The sequence below is a fragment of the Bradyrhizobium sp. T-1 genome (assembly GCF_053592855.1).
Genome location: NZ_CM132115.1, coordinates 2443691 through 2462857, shown reverse-complemented (window position 1 = coordinate 2462857; position 19167 = coordinate 2443691). Strand labels below are relative to the sequence as shown.

At 58.4% G+C, this 19167-nt stretch carries 18 protein-coding genes and 2 pseudogenes; 5 read left to right on the top strand and 15 right to left on the bottom strand.

The window, feature by feature from the left end; all coding sequences use genetic code 11:
• Positions 1-567 precede the first annotated feature (567 nt).
• The 6 genes from ACWAT4_RS11815 to ACWAT4_RS11790 form a co-directional block, all read right to left on the bottom strand.
• Complete coding sequence (locus ACWAT4_RS11815) at positions 568-1365, bottom strand: SDR family oxidoreductase (RefSeq protein ID WP_338311053.1); 798 nt, start codon at positions 1363-1365, stop codon at positions 568-570.
• The gene (locus tag ACWAT4_RS11810) at positions 1362-1934 is read right to left on the bottom strand and encodes a cysteine hydrolase family protein (RefSeq protein WP_449730583.1); all 573 of its coding nucleotides are present in this window, start codon (positions 1932-1934) and stop codon (positions 1362-1364) included. Before ACWAT4_RS11810 ends, ACWAT4_RS11815 begins: the two co-directional genes overlap by 4 nt.
• Before the next feature lie 29 nt (positions 1935-1963).
• Positions 1964-2497: an aromatic-ring-hydroxylating dioxygenase subunit beta gene (locus ACWAT4_RS11805; RefSeq protein WP_449730582.1), complete on the bottom strand. Its 534-nt coding sequence runs from the start codon at positions 2495-2497 to the stop codon at positions 1964-1966.
• Positions 2498-2507: 10 nt separating this feature from the next.
• A complete protein-coding gene (locus ACWAT4_RS11800) occupies positions 2508-3848 on the bottom strand; it encodes an aromatic ring-hydroxylating dioxygenase subunit alpha (protein ID WP_338311056.1) in 1341 nt (446 codons plus the stop codon).
• 70 nt (positions 3849-3918) lie between these two features.
• Entirely contained in the window at positions 3919-4050 is a 132-nt protein-coding gene (locus ACWAT4_RS11795) for a hypothetical protein (protein WP_449730581.1), read from the bottom strand.
• Positions 4051-4063: 13 nt separating this feature from the next.
• Positions 4064-5314, bottom strand: a complete 1251-nt coding sequence (locus ACWAT4_RS11790) for an NAD(P)/FAD-dependent oxidoreductase (RefSeq protein ID WP_338311058.1) — start codon at positions 5312-5314, stop codon at positions 4064-4066.
• A gap of 837 nt (positions 5315-6151) precedes the next feature.
• Here ACWAT4_RS11790 and ACWAT4_RS11785 point away from each other — a divergent pair.
• Entirely contained in the window at positions 6152-7126 is a 975-nt protein-coding gene (locus tag ACWAT4_RS11785) for an AraC family transcriptional regulator (RefSeq protein ID WP_338311060.1), read from the top strand.
• An 88-nt stretch (positions 7127-7214) separates the two neighbouring features.
• Here the strand turns inward: ACWAT4_RS11785 and ACWAT4_RS11780 are convergent, their stop codons facing one another.
• A complete protein-coding gene (locus ACWAT4_RS11780) occupies positions 7215-7460 on the bottom strand; it encodes a 2Fe-2S iron-sulfur cluster-binding protein (RefSeq protein ID WP_449731197.1) in 246 nt (81 codons plus the stop codon).
• 115 nt (positions 7461-7575) lie between these two features.
• Complete coding sequence (locus ACWAT4_RS11775; protein ID WP_338311062.1) at positions 7576-8808, bottom strand: cytochrome P450; 1233 nt, start codon at positions 8806-8808, stop codon at positions 7576-7578.
• A 230-nt stretch (positions 8809-9038) separates the two neighbouring features.
• Between ACWAT4_RS11775 and ACWAT4_RS11770 the strand changes: the two genes are divergently transcribed.
• The 4 genes from ACWAT4_RS11770 (at position 9039) to ACWAT4_RS11755 (ending at position 12473) form a co-directional block, all read left to right on the top strand.
• Entirely contained in the window at positions 9039-9533 is a 495-nt protein-coding gene (locus ACWAT4_RS11770) for a MarR family winged helix-turn-helix transcriptional regulator (RefSeq protein WP_449730580.1), read from the top strand.
• A 452-nt stretch (positions 9534-9985) separates the two neighbouring features.
• A complete protein-coding gene (locus tag ACWAT4_RS11765; protein WP_449730579.1) occupies positions 9986-10714 on the top strand; it encodes a LuxR family transcriptional regulator in 729 nt (242 codons plus the stop codon).
• 84 nt (positions 10715-10798) lie between these two features.
• Positions 10799-11431 carry an acyl-homoserine-lactone synthase gene (locus ACWAT4_RS11760; RefSeq protein WP_449730578.1) on the top strand — a complete coding sequence of 211 codons (633 nt, stop codon included), beginning with the start codon at positions 10799-10801 and terminating at the stop codon, positions 11429-11431.
• An 82-nt stretch (positions 11432-11513) separates the two neighbouring features.
• Complete coding sequence (locus tag ACWAT4_RS11755) at positions 11514-12473, top strand: LysR family transcriptional regulator (RefSeq protein WP_449730577.1); 960 nt, start codon at positions 11514-11516, stop codon at positions 12471-12473.
• Here ACWAT4_RS11755 and ACWAT4_RS11750 read toward each other — a convergent pair.
• The 7 genes and pseudogenes from ACWAT4_RS11750 to ACWAT4_RS11720 all read right to left on the bottom strand — a co-directional run.
• Positions 12440-12685, bottom strand: coding sequence for a DUF2274 domain-containing protein (locus ACWAT4_RS11750; protein WP_128918413.1), 246 nt, complete (start codon positions 12683-12685; stop codon positions 12440-12442). The genes ACWAT4_RS11755 and ACWAT4_RS11750 overlap by 34 nt on opposite strands.
• Positions 12686-12689: 4 nt before the next feature.
• Positions 12690-13838 (bottom strand): TraB/TrbI/VirB10 family type IV secretion system protein, encoded by a 1149-nt coding sequence (locus ACWAT4_RS11745; RefSeq protein WP_449730576.1) that lies wholly within the window; start codon positions 13836-13838, stop codon positions 12690-12692.
• A complete protein-coding gene (gene istB, locus ACWAT4_RS11740; RefSeq protein WP_208764263.1) occupies positions 13835-14647 on the bottom strand; it encodes an IS21-like element helper ATPase IstB in 813 nt (270 codons plus the stop codon). Before istB ends, ACWAT4_RS11745 begins: the two co-directional genes overlap by 4 nt.
• Positions 14644-16158 carry an IS21 family transposase gene (istA, locus tag ACWAT4_RS11735; protein WP_433995304.1) on the bottom strand — a complete coding sequence of 505 codons (1515 nt, stop codon included), beginning with the start codon at positions 16156-16158 and terminating at the stop codon, positions 14644-14646. Before istA ends, istB begins: the two co-directional genes overlap by 4 nt.
• Positions 16159-16355: 197 nt before the next feature.
• A pseudogene (locus ACWAT4_RS11730) lies at positions 16356-16550 on the bottom strand (TrbI/VirB10 family protein); the annotation flags it as partial.
• The gene (gene trbG / locus ACWAT4_RS11725; protein WP_449730575.1) at positions 16547-17503 is read right to left on the bottom strand and encodes a P-type conjugative transfer protein TrbG; all 957 of its coding nucleotides are present in this window, start codon (positions 17501-17503) and stop codon (positions 16547-16549) included. The gene trbG and the pseudogene ACWAT4_RS11730, both read right to left, overlap by 4 nt.
• A 620-nt stretch (positions 17504-18123) precedes the next feature.
• Positions 18124-18948 (bottom strand): annotated as a pseudogene (locus tag ACWAT4_RS11720) (recombinase family protein); the annotation flags it as partial.
• Positions 18949-19167 lie beyond the last annotated feature (219 nt).

Below are 19167 nucleotides of genomic sequence, written 5' to 3'. Positions count from 1 at the left end.
ATCGATCCGGATACGACGCAAGCTCGCTATAGAAGCCGCCGCGCTTTGGTTCGCATTCGGTTCATTTGCTGCGCGAGTAGACCAGATGCGCTTGCCGCCACGTCTACCGGGACAACGCGCTCGTCGCCATGGCGGCAACGCGGCTCTAGGATGACGGGACGCAAGCACCGATTGTGAGAACATGGAGGGCCGCCAAAGCGCCTTGGCTTTCGCAACCGTAACGTGGTAGCGCCATTATGACGTCACAGTTTCTCATGATCCGGCGACGCCGATCATCCTTCTGCCGTGTGGGTTTCCCGGGACTTCGCACTACGATCAAACGGATCGTTCTCAGCCTCGAACTGGCTCGGTCTTCGCGGGCGAGCCGCAAACTCGAAGCGCCTGTGCACTGGACATCTAAACGGGACTGCGCGGCGCTTGGCAGCTCGACCGCACAGTATCCCACTACAGCGCTGTTACCTGCTACTCAGCAGCTCTCTTCCGCTATCGCCAGGTCTCCTAGACGTCTTGCATCACGCGATCGATGCGAAATTCTTTCAAGGAAAGCCCGTTTGAACGCGGCTGACACTACTGACGGACAGGCACGCCAGACAACCAGGCGCGCGGTCCTAAACCTTGATCGGGCCCGAGACTGGTGAAGCCGCCATCGACCGCAATGTCGGTACCCGTTACAAAGCTAGCAAATTCCGAACAGGCGAACAGGACAGCGTTCGCCACCTCCCGGCCACGACCGATCCGGCCCAAGGGATGAAGAATAGCGCCCCTTTGATCGGCTTTTTCGATCGACCCCGTAACCGCCTCGACGCTAGGAGACCAAGTCACCGCCGGCGAGACCGAGAGGACTCGGATGTTCCGTGGCGCCAAGGTGACCGCAAGATTCTTTGTGATCTGCAGAATCGCGGCCTTGGAAGCTGGGTACAACATACGGTTGGCAGCACCGGATTTGCCGCCAATGCTACTGATATTCACGACGACACCGCCCTCAGGCGGCATGCTGTCGACTACCTGTGCCGTGAGAATCGCCGGCCCGATCAAATTCACGTCCAGCAACCGATGCCACTGTTCCCGAGTAGCCGTCAATCCGGGATCGTCGTACATGCAGGCGTTGTTGACGAGGCCATCAATGCCTCCGAACAGCCTGATGACATTTTCGACACATGCCTCGATATCCCGATCTAACGAAAGATCAGCCTCTATGAACCGGGCCCGTGGCCCCAGTTTCCGCTCTAATGCCGTTCCCTTCTCCTTACCTCGCCCTACAATGGCAACGAAAGCGCCTGCCTCAATCAAGCATTCGGCTATGTCAGCGCCCAGTCCCTGGGTCGCCCCCGTAACGACAAACTTTCGACCATCCAGACGTATCATTCGAACCCCGCTTCAACGAGGGTGTTGACCGTGACGACTGAGCCGATGAGGCTGATGTTGAATAGCGCGGCCTCGTGCACCTCCGGGCGCGAAGCAGAGCATGCGTCCTCGGCGACGATCACCTCATAACCCATATCGGCGGCGTGTCGCGCGGTGTGCTCCACGCATGAGTTTGTGGCGACACCTGATAGAATCAGACGGGTGACGCCCAACTCGCGCAGGCGCATCTCAAGATTCGAGTCGTAGAAGCCGTTAACTCGATTATGAACCACGACGGTTTCGTCTGATATTGGACCGAGTCCCTCGAAAAATTCCGAACCCCACTCACCTTCTACAACGGCGCCTGCAGCGACAACATTACGGAAAATTGGCGCATTCTCGGAAAAAGTACCCGCAGCACGCGGTCTTGCAGTCCGGACATGTACGATCGGCAAGGACGCCGCTCGTGCCCCAAGCAGCAAGCGCTTAGCTGCGTCCATCACGCCTTTCCTATTTTCTGCATCTTGACCGAATCCGAGCCTGATCCGGCCATCAGGATGAAGGATGTCATTCTGATAATGCAAAGCCACGAGGGCAGTGCTTCGAGGGCTCCGTCTGATCACATGTACACCTCGAGTGCGTGATGAATACCGTCGCAATTTATTAGGTCGACACGCTTCTGCCGTATGCGCCACTTGTTTTCGACAAGGATGAGCGAATGCGTGTAGTGCCCCGCGAGCTGGCGAAGATCTCGCCGCGCGCGCCATTCAGTCAGTTGGAAAGTCGAGCGCACGCTCAACTTGCCCTCGCCCCTCCCTCCCGACAGGATCATCACGTTTCCAAGAACGCGCGCGGTACGAGTAACCGGCAGTTGCGACCACGCGTGGACATGCTCCAACCGTCGCCGCCTCACTTCGCGCATCATGGCATCCTCATAGAACAGCGAGGCGTGATTGAGTGGGTCCGTCTGGCCGTGAGCTAGCGGCGCCCAATAGGTGCCGTCCTCTGCGAACAGCGCTTCCCATCCTTCCCAATCGCGATTGTCCAGGAGTGCCGCCTCGCGGTAAAGATACTGCTCGATCTCGTGCTGAAGCTCCGGTGTCGTCTGTGTTGCAGGACTCGATCCATTATCCTGTAGCTTGATCGCCTTCATCTTTGTGCACCTATTCCGCCGCCGTGACCTGTTCGTTGGGTCTGGGGCTTACCGGTTGCCCCATGTACTTTTTCCAGGCGCCAAATTGATTTCGCATTGGAAGTTCGGTTACGCCCTTTCCGATGGTTTCGTGGTCCCCTTGAATGTCCTTGCCGAAGTTGCGGTGCTGACTGATCCATTGGCCGCCATCCGAAAGCATGCCCTCCTGACAGCGGCGGTAGAGATCGACGTCGTCGACCATCACGACGGATGACGGCGAGTTGACGATGTTGGTGTAGTTGATCGTCCTTTGGAAAAACTCGTCCGTCGTACCCGCCAGCCTAAAGGTGAAGAATTCGATCATGGTGCGGTTGACCGCAATCGGGCGGATAACGCGCATCTGCTGAAAGCCGACATGAGGCGAACAGCTCGGATAGATCACTGTGTTGTGCCGGTTAACCTTCAAGATTTCTTCGGCACGTTCTTCGCCATACGCTTTGACAAGCTGTTCGCGATACTCGAGCGAGATCCTGTCGCCTGGGGCATTGAAGATGGCATCGAAGAAGCTATGGCCATAATCGTAACAGCGAAAGTCGAGTGATTCCCAGAAGGCGTTCGGCTCGCCGTTGCCTTCGATAATGTGGAGCTGGAACGGAGATTTCCCTCCAAAGCGGCTCTTCGCCGTTTGCTTGGCGGCAGTCCACGACGACTCATGCGTGGCGGGCGCGTGCGCCGTATCGTTCATGTTCTCCAGGAATAGCTTCCAGTTGTTTTCTTGCCAGACGCGCTGGACGCCCCCGGCTACTATCACTCTCCCTTCGGGAGCACGGTCGGCGAAGTTGTCGAGCGTACTGATCGCGCCGCCCAGGAATGTCTTCAAGTCCGGGCCTTGTTTGCTCAGGCTTGCAAACACAAACCCCCGATGGGACTGGACACGAGCAACCGATTGCATCGAGAATGCGTCGCCCTTGGGATCAAAACCGGTCCCGTCATACCAGCTACGGTGAGGCACGCCCATCAGAGATCCATCCAGCTTGAATGTCCAAGCGTGGTAAGGACAGCGGAAGATCGGCCCGGTATTCCCGCAGCCCTCAGCTATGACCTTGGCACCCTTGTGCGGGCATCGGTTGTGCAGCACATGAACGCTACCCGCCTTATCGCGCACCATGATCACCGGATGCTTGCCGATCAGCGTTGTCCAATAGTCTCCCGCGTTCGGAACCTGACTCTCATGGCCTACATAGATCCATGCGCGTCCAAAGATCCGGTCCAGCTCGATCTCGAAGATTTCGGGATCGGTGTAGACATCGCGATGAACGTGATCCGGATAAACCAGCTCAGCAATTCGGGATTCGAAGGGTTCTTTCTGCATGGGAATTCCTCCTGATAAGCAGGGATTGTCTGAGCTCATGGACGTGTCCAAGGGGCAGCAATTGGTGGCATTAGAAACCGCCCAAGCCGCTCGTGGTGATGATGGGCAGCACGGTACGCAGTTCCACCAGGTTTCGTTCATCTTGCTGCCTGAGACCGCTTCGCCCTCCAAAGACACTTGCAATCTGGATCGCATGGCCCATGATTTTTCCACTCCTACGAAATGTCACGTAAGGGGAGGTTCGTATCGGATAGAACGTCTGCCGCCGAACGCACTCCGTTCTCGACCAGACGCTTACCCTGCACGTAGTCTTTGGTGGAATTGACGCAGTCCAACGCGATGACCCGGCTATCGCGGAGATAGATCACCGAGAAAGAACGCGACGCCGGGTCCCCGCGTACGACCTCCGCGTCGTAGCCCATCGACAATCCAATTGTCTGAAGTCGCAGGTCGTACTGGTTGGACCAGAACCATGGCAGAACTCGATAGGGTGTCAGTTCGCCCACGACAGCTCTTGCGGCCGTCGCCGCCATGTCATTGGCATTCTGCACTGATTCCAGTCGGATTTCGGCGCCGCCTGCGAATGCGTTGGCATGGAGTGCGCAGTCACCAATGGCATACATGTCGGGAAGCGTGGTGCGGCAGTATTCATCGACGATCACCCCATTGCCGTAGCGAGCACCTGCTGCGATGAGCGCGTCGATGCACGGCGCAATTCCGATCCCGACAATCACCATCCCACAATCCAGGATCTCACCATTGGCCAAGCGTACCCCAACTACGCGGCCGCGTTCGCCAACGATCTCCCTTACGACCGCGTCTACCCTGATGACGACGCCATGTGCTCGGTGCTCGGCTTCGTAAAAGTTCGAGATCGCCCGACCCGCCACGCGAGCGAGCACACGATCCTGCGCCTCCAAAACGGTAATATCTTTGCCGGTCTTTGAAAGGACGGCCGCCGTCTCCAAGCCGATGTAGCCGCCACCGATCACAACGACTTTCTCGACCTCCTCCAGATGTCCCAGAATATTGTCGACATCGGCCCGCGTTCGAACGGAATGGACACCCTGTAAATCTGCCCCGGCGCAGGGCAGGCGTCGCGCACGACCTCCGGCCGCCCAGATCAACGTATTGTAGGCGATGACACTGCCATCGCTTGCAATTACCTTCTTGTCGGACGGATCGACCATGTCGACTTCACGCCCCAGCAGCATGTCGACCTCCCGGTCGTCCCAAAAGCGCGCAGGCCGCAGCAAAATTCGCTCGAACCCCTTCTCCTGTGAAAGATAGTCCTTGGATAGCGGCGGCCGCTCGTAGGGAAGTTCAGCCTCATCGCCGACGATAGCAATCGTGCCAACGAACTGGTGTTGCCTTAACGCAATTGCTGCCTGGGCGCCCGCATGGCCCGCCCCAACGATGACTACATCGTACTGCTTGGTGAAATCCTCGCGCGTCAGCCACTTCATTTGAATTTTCTGGAACCAATGTTGGCAGAATCATCGAAACGCTGAGGTGCAGTTTTCATTGCTACTCTGCGCCGTGGTCTAGGCGCTCTTTCGCCGACAACTGCGAAAGAGACGTTAGCTGAGCCTCACCCTCAATGGCAATCGATCGAGCTCCGCGCGCTGCGCCGAAAACGAAGGGCATAAACCAAGGGCGAATCGTTTGGCTTTCCTGGGCGAACGGAGGACTTTGCATCCGTCACATCACATCCGGCGAGATGACACAGTGCCAGGCATCAATCCGCCGTTCAGGACATCATCAACTGCACGAGTCGTTCTCAGACGACGCTTCTGAGATGGTGTCGACCTGTCGGCGATCGCTGTCCCATGATCCAGGCCGTCCAGCTGACGCTTCTCTACGGTGCATGGGGAGACGCTTTACGAAGCGCGGGGGCGATAGGCATTGCTGGGTCGAGCAATTCGCCCAAAAGCGAAGAGAATGATCCAAATGCGCATCGATATCTTGCGCGAAGCCAACAGGCGTGGCGCGGCGAGCACCTCTCAAGGCATTCTGACGTTTGGTACTGCCAAGGTCCCGGTCCTGGCCCTTCCCAAATCGATGCCTGGAGCGCCTGCTCGGATTCAAACGGTCCTTGTGCGATCTCGACCTGTTGAATCACCTCCATACAGTTTTGGGTGAAATGGGTTCGCAAACTGATGCTTGAAGTGAATGAAATCGTTGGGCTAACCTTCATTGGGCCATTGGCGAATTGGTGCGGAGCCAATAAGCGAGGGTTAAGGTCGCGGGCAATTTGCTCCAATTTTGCGGTATGACGGAGACCTTTTATGGTGCAGCGAAGCATGAGGTCGATCTTCAGCTCTGCCGACGCAGATGAAATGGTCTCAATGACATCTCGGCTTTTGAGCCCGCACAAGCTACTTGTCCGGGATCGCGGTGCTTTTGGCGGACGACTTGTGCAAAGTCAGTTCGCGAGTCTTTCACTCAGCCATTTGGTCTATGGAACCGAACTGGAAGTCCGCGCAGAAAGCATGGGTGACGATGTCTTCCTACTAGCAGTGCTGCTCTCGGGAGAGAGCGTTACCAGGCAGGGCGGACAGCATGTCGTGACTAATTGCGACGTTGGCTGCATTCTAACTCCCAACACGTCGTTCTCTACTGAGTGGAGCCCAGATTGCAGCAAGATTCTGATCAAAGTCGATCGTCGTCGGGCCGAGCGAGAGCTCAGTCGGTTGATCGGGCAAGACCTGCGACGACCTCTCCGTTTCGAGATGGAAGTGGCTTTCGGCTCGGACCATATTCGCACGTTGCGGACCCTAGTCGATGTTATGCGCGCCGAAGCAAGTGCGTCGGTGATCGGACCTGAGAGGTTGCCGATTCATCGGTCCCTGGAGGCCGCTTTCGTGTCAACACTTCTGTTGAGTCAGCCTCACAACTACTCAGATATTTTGAACCATCGGAGATCAGCTGCCGTTCCTTGGTATATCCGCCGGGCAGAAGAGTTCATCAAGAGACATTCCAGTAGACCAGTCTCACTGACTGAAATTACAAATGCGGCGGGCGTTAGCGCGCGATCGCTCCAGGTTGGCTTTCAAAAGTTCCGCGGCGTTTCTCCAATGGAATTTCTCCGTGATTACAGGCTGGATCAAGTGCGAAACGAGATCGAGGCGGCCGGCGGCAAAGGCCTTGTGCGTGAATTTGCCTGCGCGGCGGGCTTCACCAACATGAGCAAGTTCGCACGATCCTACCGGGCCCGTTTCGGTCAAACCCCGCGCGAGACGTTGCGTTTCTCTGGGGAATCCCCGTATTCCCGCTAGTCCCGAGACATTATTTCGACTCCAAGAAGATCGAATTCGGACATTCCGGAGCGGCGGCTCGGTCATCGATTGAAAGGAACGGGCGAGACTATCCCTCTGGAGCGATCGTCAAGCTCAGGCCGTCTAGCGGCTCGGCGAAAATGATCTGACAAGACAACCGGGATGTCGGCTTACGATGGCTCAAGTCGTCCAGCAGTCCATCCTCTAACTCAGTCATAGATCCAAGCAAATGAATCTGTCCGCTATCGACGTAAACGTGACATGTCGCGCAAGAACAGTTTCCACCGCAAAGCGCCAGAAGCTCATCGAACCCGGCGTCTCGGATGATCTGCATAACGGTTCTTCCCGGCTCTGCCGGGAGCTTCGTGGTGCTTCCATCAAGTGCAGTAAGAGAAATCGTTGTCACTGGGTTAGGTTATCCTCAGATTGGTGCGGCAGTTAATCGGATATCAAGCGGGCTTGACGTTGACGGGCATGCTTTTCAGGCCGCGGAGGGTGTTGTTCAGTCGACGAATGGGTTCGCTTGCCAGTTCGATCGTGCGCACTTTCGTAGCCAGCGCCGTCAGCACGGCCTCTCCCTCGAGGCGCGCCAGGAGTTGGCCAGCACAGGCGTGAATGCCATAGCCGTAACCGACATGCCCGGCCGTTTTGCGCGAAATATCGTACTTGTCCGGGTCAGTCCAATGACGAGGGTCGCGGTTAGCAGCCCCCAGAAAGAGCAACACCTTGGCACCGGCTGGCAGAGGATAGCCCGCGAATTCAGTTGGCTTGGTCGTTGTACGAAAGAAGGTCTGCACGGGGCTTTCGAGCCGGACTGCTTCCTCGAATGCAGCCCGCGCAAGGGTGGGCTCGGCGCGAAGTTTCTCCCACTCGCCAGGGAAGCGGCAAAGGCAGTAGAGTGCGGCTCCGAGCCCATTGACGGTGGTATCCACACCCGCCGTGAGAAACGACTTAACGAGCGCTGCGCCATCTTCCTCGCAGATCTCCCCCGCATCGACGGCCTGGTAGATAATGCTTCCGAACCCCCCGTCCGCGAGGTTTGCTCTCAAGGACTGCTCTTTTACCCACGGGTGAGCGATATCAGCGCGCGGCGCCGAATCGCGAAAGAGCTTGTTCGGCGGGCCAAAGGAATTGAACACCATGTCACCATAGGGAAGCAGGTTCTCCCGTCCCTCCTGCTTCATACCGAGCGCATCCGGGAATACTCGCAGCGGATATGCCTCGGTCAGATCGGCGATTGCATCGAACTGGCCGCGCGCCACCAGCGCATCGACCATATCATTTGCAATCTGAAAGAAGCGCCCGCGCAGGGTCTGCATGACCGCGGGCGAAAGAGCGCGCATCAAGATGGTGCGATTCTGCGTGTGGACCGGGGGGTCGACCTCCAGAATGATACTCGGCAGCCGGAAGCGTCCGTGTCGGACATAGTCCGCCATGCCCACGCCGCGAGTCGATGTAAACGTTTCCCAGTCGCTGTAAACCTTCCTCACATCCGCAAATCTCGATACGGCTGCAATGTTGTAGCGCGAGAGCCAGACCATTGGACCGGTCTCTCGAAGCAAGTCGTGCATGGGAACCGGATCCATCAGGTTCTGGTCCGAGAACGGGTCGATGTCCAGCACCGGGATGTTTAGCGGCGGCTTGAAATCATACATCGGGGCGACATCGACACTTGCGGTCATAATCAACTCCAATGGCCAGAGCCATGCTGTGTTCGCAACATGCCATATTGATTACACAGCATGAAATGCGCGTCAACGACATTTCCTCGCTCATGCCAGGTGCCGGTTTGCTATTCTGCATGCGGTGTGATGAATTGTGCGTCGCGAAAGAACCGTCGCCCAGCAGCAACGGGGATGCTCGCAAGAAAGAACAGCTAACTTAGCTGCAAGTAATCCAGAGAAATGGCACGATGGGACGCATCAAAATCGACATTCGGAATTACGTTCCAGCGCTGCTGACGTCGATAAGTGCTATCCACCGGTCGGCACAGGCGGCCGATCTCCGACGACGCTTTCAGATCGGAATCATGGAGTGGCGCGCCATACTAATCCTGTCGTCGCGACCAAACATTTCTGGCCGGAGACTCGCAACAATATTGGGTACGGATACAGCCGCGATTAGCCGCTCTTTGAAGGCTCTGGAAGCGCGAGGTTTCGTCAAAGTAACGCGAGATCCAACTCATGTTCGCCGGCAGAAGATTGCGCTGACCCGCGAAGGTCTGCAGGTCTACGATCGAATGGCGCCCATTGCCATGCAGCGGCAGGAGCATCTCTTGGAAATTCTGACACGAGGCGAGCGCGCCCAGCTTATTGATTTGTTGCAGCGCTTACTCGATCACGCTCCGCAGCTTGAGAAAGCCCCGAGCGCGGGAAAGCCTAATCGTCGTAAACATGAGGCCAACTAGCTAGCCCGCGCCGGGCCACCTTATCAATTTCTCGGAACGAGCAGTTTTGCGTCTCTTGGCGCGATCCTCGATCCACGCCACCATCTGCAGCGCAACCATAGCCCGTGAGGTACCCCGCATTGTGGGGCCACACCTGACCATCGCACCCAAATTGCTCAGCTAGTCCGACTTGTCGACGAGATGCCATCTAATACGTCAATCGAGACCCGAGTGAACGATTATGACACACGAAATTTCCTCAGAGCTTGGCGCGGTGTTCAGGAAGATGACAATCGCTCTGCCACCAAGCGAATACTTGTGCGGGAGCCTGGACATGAATCGAATGCAGATGTTTAGCCGGCAAACCGGGAAATTTCTATTTGCCCGTCCGAACTTGCCGAGATCAAAGATGCCGCCTCATTTTTTCGGACGGACACTTTCCAAGTTCAACCCAACTCTCAACGGTCACAACAATGCACCGGATCTTTCAAACCTTCATCGATCTCCTGTCGGAGGCTGAAAATGCCGAAGGATTTCGCCAAGCTATGGATTCGACCGTGGCCGCGCTTGATCTGTCTTGTTTTGCTTATCTATCTCTGCCCAACGCGTCGCAAAAGCAGCCGCGCGTAATCTCGACATACCCTATCGATTGGACCACTTACTATCTCCGCAATCACTACGAGAGAGTAGACCCTATTGTAATTCAAGCTCTTCAAGACCCAGAGCCTTTCCGATGGGGATCCGGGTTGATGACAAACTCCTATTCATCGGCACAACGGAAGCTACTCGACCAGGCTTCCGAATTTGGCATCCGCTTCGGTTTCACGATCCCGATTCATGATGGTCGCGGTCCAATCGCAGCCCTGACTTTTGCGACCGATCTGCAAAGATTGCCGTTCGAAAAATGCATTGATTCACATGCGCGAGTGCTTCAGCTCATTGCATTGTACTTCCATGCTCACGTTCGACGTAAACTTTCGGGCGATCATTGCATTGGCGAAGTACGCTTGTCTCCCCGTGAACTCGAATGCTTGGAATGGGCTGCACAAGGGAAAAGCGCTTGGGAGATCGGGTGCATTCTTGGCATCTCGCGGAACACAGTCGCATATTACTTAGAGAATGCGAAGAAAAAGCTGGGTGTTCGCACGATCGCACAAGCGGTGACGCGCCTCGCCGCTGCAAATAGAAGAAAGCAAAATTAGGACGTCCCTCCCCTACAACTACAGGTGATGTCTGAAGTCGAGAATCGCGCTTCAAGAGAGCTGATGGACACTCTTGGAGGGACTATGATTCAGTTGATCACACCGCCTTCATATGGAGAGCTTTCCAACACCCTAGTTGAGATGCATCGGTTACGGCATCGTGTTTTCAAGCTGCGCATGGGATGGGAAGTTCAGACCAGTGGCGACATGGAGATCGATGATTTCGATGGGCTGCATCCCGACTATCTAGTACGAATTGGTGAGAACGGAAAAGTGCAAGGTTCCGTACGCCTGCTTCCTACGCTAGGCCCGACCATGCTTCGTGATGCTTTTCCTGCACTCCTTGAAGGACAACCCGCGCCGGCAACTCCTTTCGTTTGGGAGAGTAGTAGGTTCGCAATCGATGTTGCCGCGGACGCCCCGAAAGGCAATCACGGCATCACTTGTGCGGCTTACGAACTGTTTGCGGGAATGATCGAGTTCGCGCTCTCACGACAACTCACCGACATCGTTACCGTCACAGATGTCCGGATGGAGAGAATCCTTCGACGAGCCGGTTGGCCCCTGCGGCGCATTGGCAATCCTTCCGCAATTGGCAACACATTGGCTCTGGCAGGGTACCTCGAGACTTCGCACGAGGTTCTGGCGAACGTTCGTAAGGCCGGCGGACTGTCGACGCCGGTTCTTTGGAGGCCAGTGATCTCCGCGGCCGCCTAGAACCATTCACGCCGGCAAACGAGACATGTGTCCTCGCTCGGAGCGGGGACGTCGTGTCGGGTCTCCCTACGAAGCTCTGAACATGACCGAGATCGGGACCAGGAACGACCAACGAAACGCAGCGAGAGCTATTGACCTGCAACAGCTTCGACTTGCGGTCGCCGCTTGTGACTACGGTAGCTTTCGACGAGCCGCGGAAGCGCTTTCAATTAAGCACACCGCGTTCAGCCGTGCTATCGCTCAGCTCGAGCACCTCGTGGGCACTTCACTGTTTGAGCGCTCAAGCGGGGGAATCAAGCCTACGTTGACCGGATGCGCAATTTTGCGCATTGCACGGCTAATCCTGGAGCAGGTCGACATGCTCGTTGACACCGGAAGGTCCGGTGGCCGCGGCGATACTGGGCATCTTGTCGTCGGTTTCTTCACATCCATGTCCACCGGCAATTTGCGAGCGACGATAGGTGAGCTCAAGAAGCTGCTACCAGGGCTCGAACTGGCAACGATGGAACGCTCACGCTTCCGTCTGATGACTGCCCTCGGTAACGGAACCGTCGACGTTGTCGTTAGCCCAGGACGTCCGCCTTCAAAGGACACAAGATCACTATTGCTCTGGAGCGAACGCATCCTGATCTCGCTGCCGCAGGATCACGTCCTGGCGGCACGCGAGATCGTCTATTGGACAGATTTGCGTAACGAAAAGATCCTTCTAAGTGAGTATGATCCAGGACGAGAGCTTGAGGATCTCTTGATTTCGAAGCTCGTACTACCCGACGATCGCCCCAAAGTAGAACGCCATGACGTAAGCCGTGGCATTATCAAGAGTCTTACGAGTATGGGCATGGGGCTCAGTCTGGCTATGGAATCGGATATTGGTGCAAGCTTCGCTGGCCTTGTGTACCGAGAGTTGCAGGACGGAACGGGACCAAGCCGGGTGGACTTCTATGCGCATTGGCGCGACGACAATGAGAATCCGGCTCTGAAGCGTTTCCTCAATCTGTTGGCAGAACGCTATCCCTCACCCTCGCCGGCCCTTGGGGAATGACCAGATCGTCTCGCTTTTGCAAATCCACGGTCCGTGGCCATAAAGCGCGCCAGCATGGGCGCGATCAGCTTTGCCGGGTCGATACGCTGCCCACTTTCGCGCGCCAAGGCCTCTGCATAGGCGACGAGATCTCGATGTACTGACGCTGGAAGCTCAGTGGCGACCTTGACCGGCTTGTCGTCGGGCAGCGCTCCTATTCTAAGCTTGGGCATGGCGTTACTCTCCGTATGGCACAAGTATGAGGTCGCGATTGACGAGAACGCGGACCGGGAAACCAGGTCGCACAGTCAGCGTGGGCTGGATGTTGAGACTGCGCCGAACTACCTGCTGTCCGGTCTGGTTCAGTGAGTCCGACGCGCCGTGCCGCAATGCCTGAATGATTGCGCTGTCGTTGCTGTTGGTGTCCGAGCCGGCACCCAGTTCGGTCCCGACAGCCAGAAATGTCGATAGTGCTGCAGCCTTGAAGAGTTCGCCCCAGTGATTGTCGACCTGGTCTTCGAGGCCTGCATAACCGGCAGCGTCAGCGCCAAGCTGCCGCTCGAGAGCGATTGAACGTCCATTCGGCATAGTCAGCCGGGTCCAAACGAGCAGAACACGGGACTGGCCGAAAGTGACCTGGCTATCGTAGATCCCGATCAGTCGCGCTCCCTGGGGCACAAGCAGAAACCGGCCAGTCGGCGTGTCAAAAATGTTCTCGGTCACCTGCGCCGTAATTTGGCCTGGCAGGTCCGATCTGATTCCGGTAATCAGGGCTCCCGGAATAACCGTCCCAGCCTGCACGACATATGGTGAAGCTGGCTTGGTGACGCGATCAGGGCTGACTGTGCGACGGTCCACAGAGGCGTTCACGAAGGCAAGCTTGCGGTCCTGACCGTTCTGCGCATATCCGTCGTCATTGGCACCGGTCGGGCTTTGTGATGCGATGCGATCGCCCCCTGCAGCCGCGGGCTCACGCGCTTCTCTCCCAGTGGTCGAAGCAAACAGATGGCTGATGCGGGCTGCTTCGGTCTCTTGATCCCGGCGTTGCTGTTCCGGATCAGCGCCGATCGTCGGCGACTGGCCTTGGGCGGCAAGGATCGGCCGACCGAGGTCCCCGGGAAGTGGCGGACCCAGTTGGGGGATTGGCTGGCGTGGAACGCCAGCATAGTCCTTCGGCAGCGCCGTAATACCGTCGGCGATATTGTGATGGTCGGTACTGTAAAACTCATCGGCCGCCTGGTCTCGAGGGCGAGTGTAGCGCGGCAATCTGGGTAGGAAGTGCGCGGCAATTAGGATGGCGAGGCAGTGTCGCGGCCTGATGATGATTGCCGCGATGATTGTCGCGCGCAAGAGTTTTGTTGAACTCTGATTGTCGCGCAGCGTCAATCAGCGACGGTTTTAGGTGTCGCGTGCGATGGCGGCCGTCCTGGACCGCGTTTTCGTTCGAGGGCGGTTCGTCTGCGATAGCTCTCGACGTTCATCTCGACGATGGTGGCGTGGTGAACGAGGCGATCGATAGCGGCGAGGGTCATGGCGGGATCCGGGAAGACCCTATTCCATTCGCCGAATGGCTGATTGGCGGTGATCAGCATCGAGCGGCGCTCGTAGCGTGCACTGATGAGCTCGAACAGCACGCTGGTCTCGGCCTGATCCTTTGTGACGTAAGCGAGATCATCAAGGATCAGGAGATCGAAGCGATCGAGACGATTGATGGCCGCCTCGAGGTTGAGCTCGCGTCGCGCCAGCTGGAGCTTCTGCACGAGATCGGTGGTCCGGGTGAAGAGGACGCGCCATCCGTTCTCGATGAGGGCCAGGCCAATCGCTGCCGCCAAGTGGCTCTTTCCGCCGCCGGGCGGGCCGAACAACAGCAAATTGGCGCCCTTGCCCAGCCAGCTGTCACCAGCGGCGAGCGCCATCACCTGCGCCTTCGAGATCATCGGCACGGCTTCGAAGTCGAAGCTGTCGAAGGTCTTTCCGGCGGGCAAACGTGCTTCGACAAGGTGCCGTTCGATCCGACGGCGGCCGCGTTCGGCGATCTCGTGCTCGGCGATGGTCGCGAGGAAGCGGCCGGCCGGCCAGCCTTCCTTGTCGGACTGTTCGGCAAATTGCGCCCACAGCACCTTGATGGCAGGCAGCCGGAGCTCATTGAGCAACAGATTGAGGCGCGCGGCATCAACCGTGTTCGTTACGCTCATGCGGCACCTCCGGTCTCGGCGGTACCGATGAGGCATTCGTAGGTCGCAAGCGGCACGAGCTGCACCACGACGTTCGGCAGGTTGGCGGGATCGGGGGCGAAGTGAGCACGTAGCCGGTTGAGGTCGGGCAGTTGGCCGGCCTCAAGGTCGGCGGTGAGCTGATCGGCGAGTTCGGTCTCGCAGCCGCGTTCATGAGCGAGCGCGAGGAGATCGACCATGATCCGGCAGGCTTTTTTGTCCGGCAAGCGTTCGCGCAAGCGATCGAAGGTCTTTCGATAGGCATCGCGCGGGAACAGCCGATCTCGGTAGACCAGATTGAGAAGCGCCATCGGCTTGCGCCGCAGGGAATGGATCACGTGCCGATAATCGACGACCTGGTCGTACTTGCCATTGGGATGCGGCCGCCCACGCGGCAGGGTGACGAGATGGGTGCCGCCGACGAACACGTCGAGACGATCATCGTAAAGGCGCACCCGCAGCCGGTGACCGATCAGGCGCGATGGCACCGTGTAGAACACCTTGCGCAGGGTGAAGCCGCCCGAGGACGTCACGCGGACGATCACCTCTTCGTAGTCCGAGGTGCGCCGATCGGGCAGCTCCTGCAATACCACGCGCTCGCCATCGATCCGCTTGGCGTTGCGGGCATTGCGGCGGCTGACGATCTCGTCGATGAAGCCGCGATAGGTGGCAAGATCGTCGAAGTCGACAGTTCCGCGCAGCAGCAAGGCGTCCGCGATTGCTCGCTTGAGATGACCGTGGGGCCCTTCGATCGAACCATTCTCGTGAGCAACGCCTCGATTGTTGCGGGAAGGCCGCATGCCGTAATGGGCACAAAGGGCCTCGTATCGCTGCGTCAGATCGTCCCGTGCATCACGATCGAGATTGCAGAATGCGGCCGACAGACTGTCGGTCCGATGCTCCCGCGGCGCCCCACCGAGCGACCAGAGGGCATTCTGCAGGCCTTCGGCCAAGGCAACGAAGCTCTCGCCGCCAAGCACGACGTGGGCGTGCTCGAATCCGCAATAGGCCAAACGGAAGTGATAGAGACGATGATCCAACGGTGCACCCGCAATCGTAACACCCAATTCGTCCATGTCTGTGAAGTCGGAGAGGCCGAGTTGGCCAGGCTCGTGGGTTTGGCGGAAGATCACCTCCTGCTCCTCGCCGTGGATCGCCCGCCAGGCACGGATCCGACGTTCCAGGGTACGACGGATACCGCTGCCGAGATCCGGATGACGCCGCAGCATCTCCTCGAACACCGCCACCGGGCGTAAGCCAGGTGCCGCCTTCAGGATCGGGACGATCTCGGTCTCGAACACGTCGCTCAACGGGTCCGGCCGTCGCCGGCCGCGGGGCGCCTTCCTTTGCGATGGAAATCGGGGGTCTCTCTCGATCCGATAGGCGGTCGACGCACTGAATGACGCCTTGGCCGCCGCCACTGGCGGGCTATCGGTCTGACGGTACTTCATGTAGAGCCTCATCTGGTGATCTGTGATGTGTCGGCCGGGCACGCGAGTGATTCCTCTTGGCGGAAGAACCACTTGCATAACCCCGCCGGCCGCGATCACCAGTCGGCGCGGTCCTCCTCGGATCGCGCCGACGCTGGGCTCGTAACTCCGGTCGGGCTACGCCCTCCCTACGTCACGAGCCCAGCGAAACTCTCTCACCTTGATTGACGCTGCCTTCCATCCTGATCGCCGCGCGACAGGCGAGTCTTCTGCAGCGACCACAGCACGGCTCCGCTGATGACAAGCAGAGCGACCGCGCTCCCTCCTGCCAGTACTTTCCGCGACAAGCGTGTCACGCGCGGGTGCTCCGCTCTCAAGCGGAAGCTCCTGGATTGATCCTCGCGTGTGTCAGGCGGAGCAGCTTGCTCCAGATCGTTTCCATTTCGGGTGTTCATGACGACGGCCTCCCGTCGGTCCGGACAATACGGACCTTCTGCTGGTGCTCGCCACCAAGCCGCAGTTCGGCGGCTGCAAAGAGCCGATCCACGATCAGCACGTTGCCGTAGGCGCGGTAGTTGACCAGTTCTGTCTTACCATCCGGGCCAATGACGAAGAGCGGAGGCATCTCGCCCTGCACGATGCCTTGCGGGAATTCGACATAGACCTTGCGGCCATCGTCATATGCGGCGAGCGGCCGCCAGGGAGGACTGTCCCCTTCGATGGCATAGCGGGAGATGCGCTGCACCGGGTCCGGAAGAACGGGTTTCAGGGCAGCTGAGCGCGACCGTTCGCGTACCGTCTCAGGATAGTACCAGGCAACGGATGGCATATACGGCCGCTCGCGGGAACGGAGCTCGATCAGGTAGGTGCGCCGGTCGGTGTTGACGACCAGGTTGGTCTCGATCGACGCACGGGTCGGCTTGACCAGGATATGGACACGCCGTGTGTCGCTGCTCCCGCTCTCGGTATCTCCTACGACCCAGCGTACGGTATCTCCGGCCGCGATCGGCCCCGATCCCGTCAACTGCTCTCCTTCCTCGAGTGCGATATCCGTGATCTGCCCCGGTGCGGCGTAAATCTGATAGAGCGCACCGGGGCTGTAAGCGTAGATCTGCAGCGCATTGAAATACCCTCGCTTGCGCGGTTCGACCCGGGCTGCGCTGTTTGCGGTCTCGACCCGGCTCAGGGGTTCAGCGTCTTCCTTCCCTCCCGACTTGCCGCCGAAAGCCGGCTTCCAGAGGGGTGGAACGTGAAGCGGTCGCGATCTGTCGTCGAGAGCCACCGGCGTCGTCGGCAACGGAGGCACTTCAGCGTCATAGCTGATCTCCGGCGGAATGTAGGTCGCGCACCCGCCGAGCTCGTCGAACACCAGCTTACGCCGGAGCAGGTTCCGGTCTCGCGTGAGCACGAGCTGATATCGTAACGACAGGCTGTAGCAAAGACAGGGCTTGACAGTCGGAGCACCCTCACCTTCGTCTCGGCAAGGTCGGCCGTGGGCAGCAGGTAATAGGCGACGATCTCGGCATTGGACGCATCCATGCGAACGATGAGCGAGAGATCCGATTGAGCCTTGCGATCGGCGTGGACCCGCCAGCGGACCCTGTCCGAGATATAGTTCACGGCGCGCGCCGAGCCGAATGAGATGCAGCAATCATCGTTCAGCCAAAGAAAGCCGTCCGGGTCGATCATTGCTCGGCCACCCAGCCCATTGACTCGCTCGACAATCTCGTCGGCAAGCCGGGCAAGAAGTGTCCTGTATTTATCGGCCGTTTCCGCGAGGCGCTGGCGTGGCTCGGGCTGATAGCCGGCGAGTTGGTAGGCAGCCACGAGGGAGCCAAAGCGACGCCGGTAGCTTTCCGCCGACAGGATATCGTCGGCGGCAGCGATAATGGCGGTCGTCAGGTGCCCTTTCTCCCGCCCAAGGGCGGCAAGGCGATCAATGGCTTCCTGATCGGTCCGTTGCTGCCGGCGCGTGTGCATCATCTCCTGCGCCTTGGTAAAGAGCTCGGGCGCGATCACGGGCGGAAAGGCCTCGTCATGCCTGATCCACATGTCGCGTGGATTGACGACGCGGCGCTGTTTCAACTTGTACGATGACCGGTTGTAGATGAGGCTGCCGATGTAGGCCTCGTTCCCCAGGATCTTTCCAACGGTTTCACCGTTCCAGCGCAGGCCACGCGTGGTTCTGATCTGCTCTGCGTTCAGCTCAGAGGCGATCTCGCCGAGATATTTTCCCTCGGACACGAACGAGGTGAAGATGCGCCGGACGGTCTCGACCTCCCGATCCGGACCGTGAATGATCTTGATGCGGTCAGTCTGGAGATACTTCTTCTGGCCGTATTCGAGCGTCGTCCGGACCGCTCCGGCCTCATCTATCAATTGGCGCCGCAGACCATAACCGGGCATGCCGCCGCGCCAGAAACCCATGCGGGTGACGCGCGATTGGCCGAGGAAGACTTTCTTGGAAAGCTGCCGGCTGAAGTCGGCCGCATTGAACCGTTTGTTGTTCTTGAGCATGAACGACGCGAGGCTGCCGTCATTCTCAAACTCATCGGCGCAGTAATGCACGGTGATGCCCGCCCGCTGGCACATGAATTCGTAATAGGCGCTCTCGTCGAGATTCTGAAAACGGCCCCAGCGGGTGACGTCGTAGACGAGCACGCAGTCAAATTCCGCATGCCCTGACTCGACATCGGCAATCAACGCTTTGAGGCCATCGCGCCAGTGAATGGCAAGGCCGCTGAGGCCTTCATCGGCATAGGTACAAACGATGGTAATGTTGCGATCTCGGGCGTAGGCCGCGATCACCTCTGCCTGGTTTGCCGTCGAATAGCGCTGACTGTCCCGGGACATGCGGACATACTGCGCCGCCCGCGTTGGCAGCATAGAACGACCGGACGCAATCGGTATCTCGTAGGACACGACCGCACCTCGCCATGGATCGGTCAGCGCGACCCAAGCCCCAAGGTAGGCCGCAAAACCGACCGAGCCGTTTACGCGACCGCGGCGAGTTAAGCCTTAGATGACTCAAAATGCGGCGGCAATTGCTACCCTGGGCTGTGCGCAAGTGGG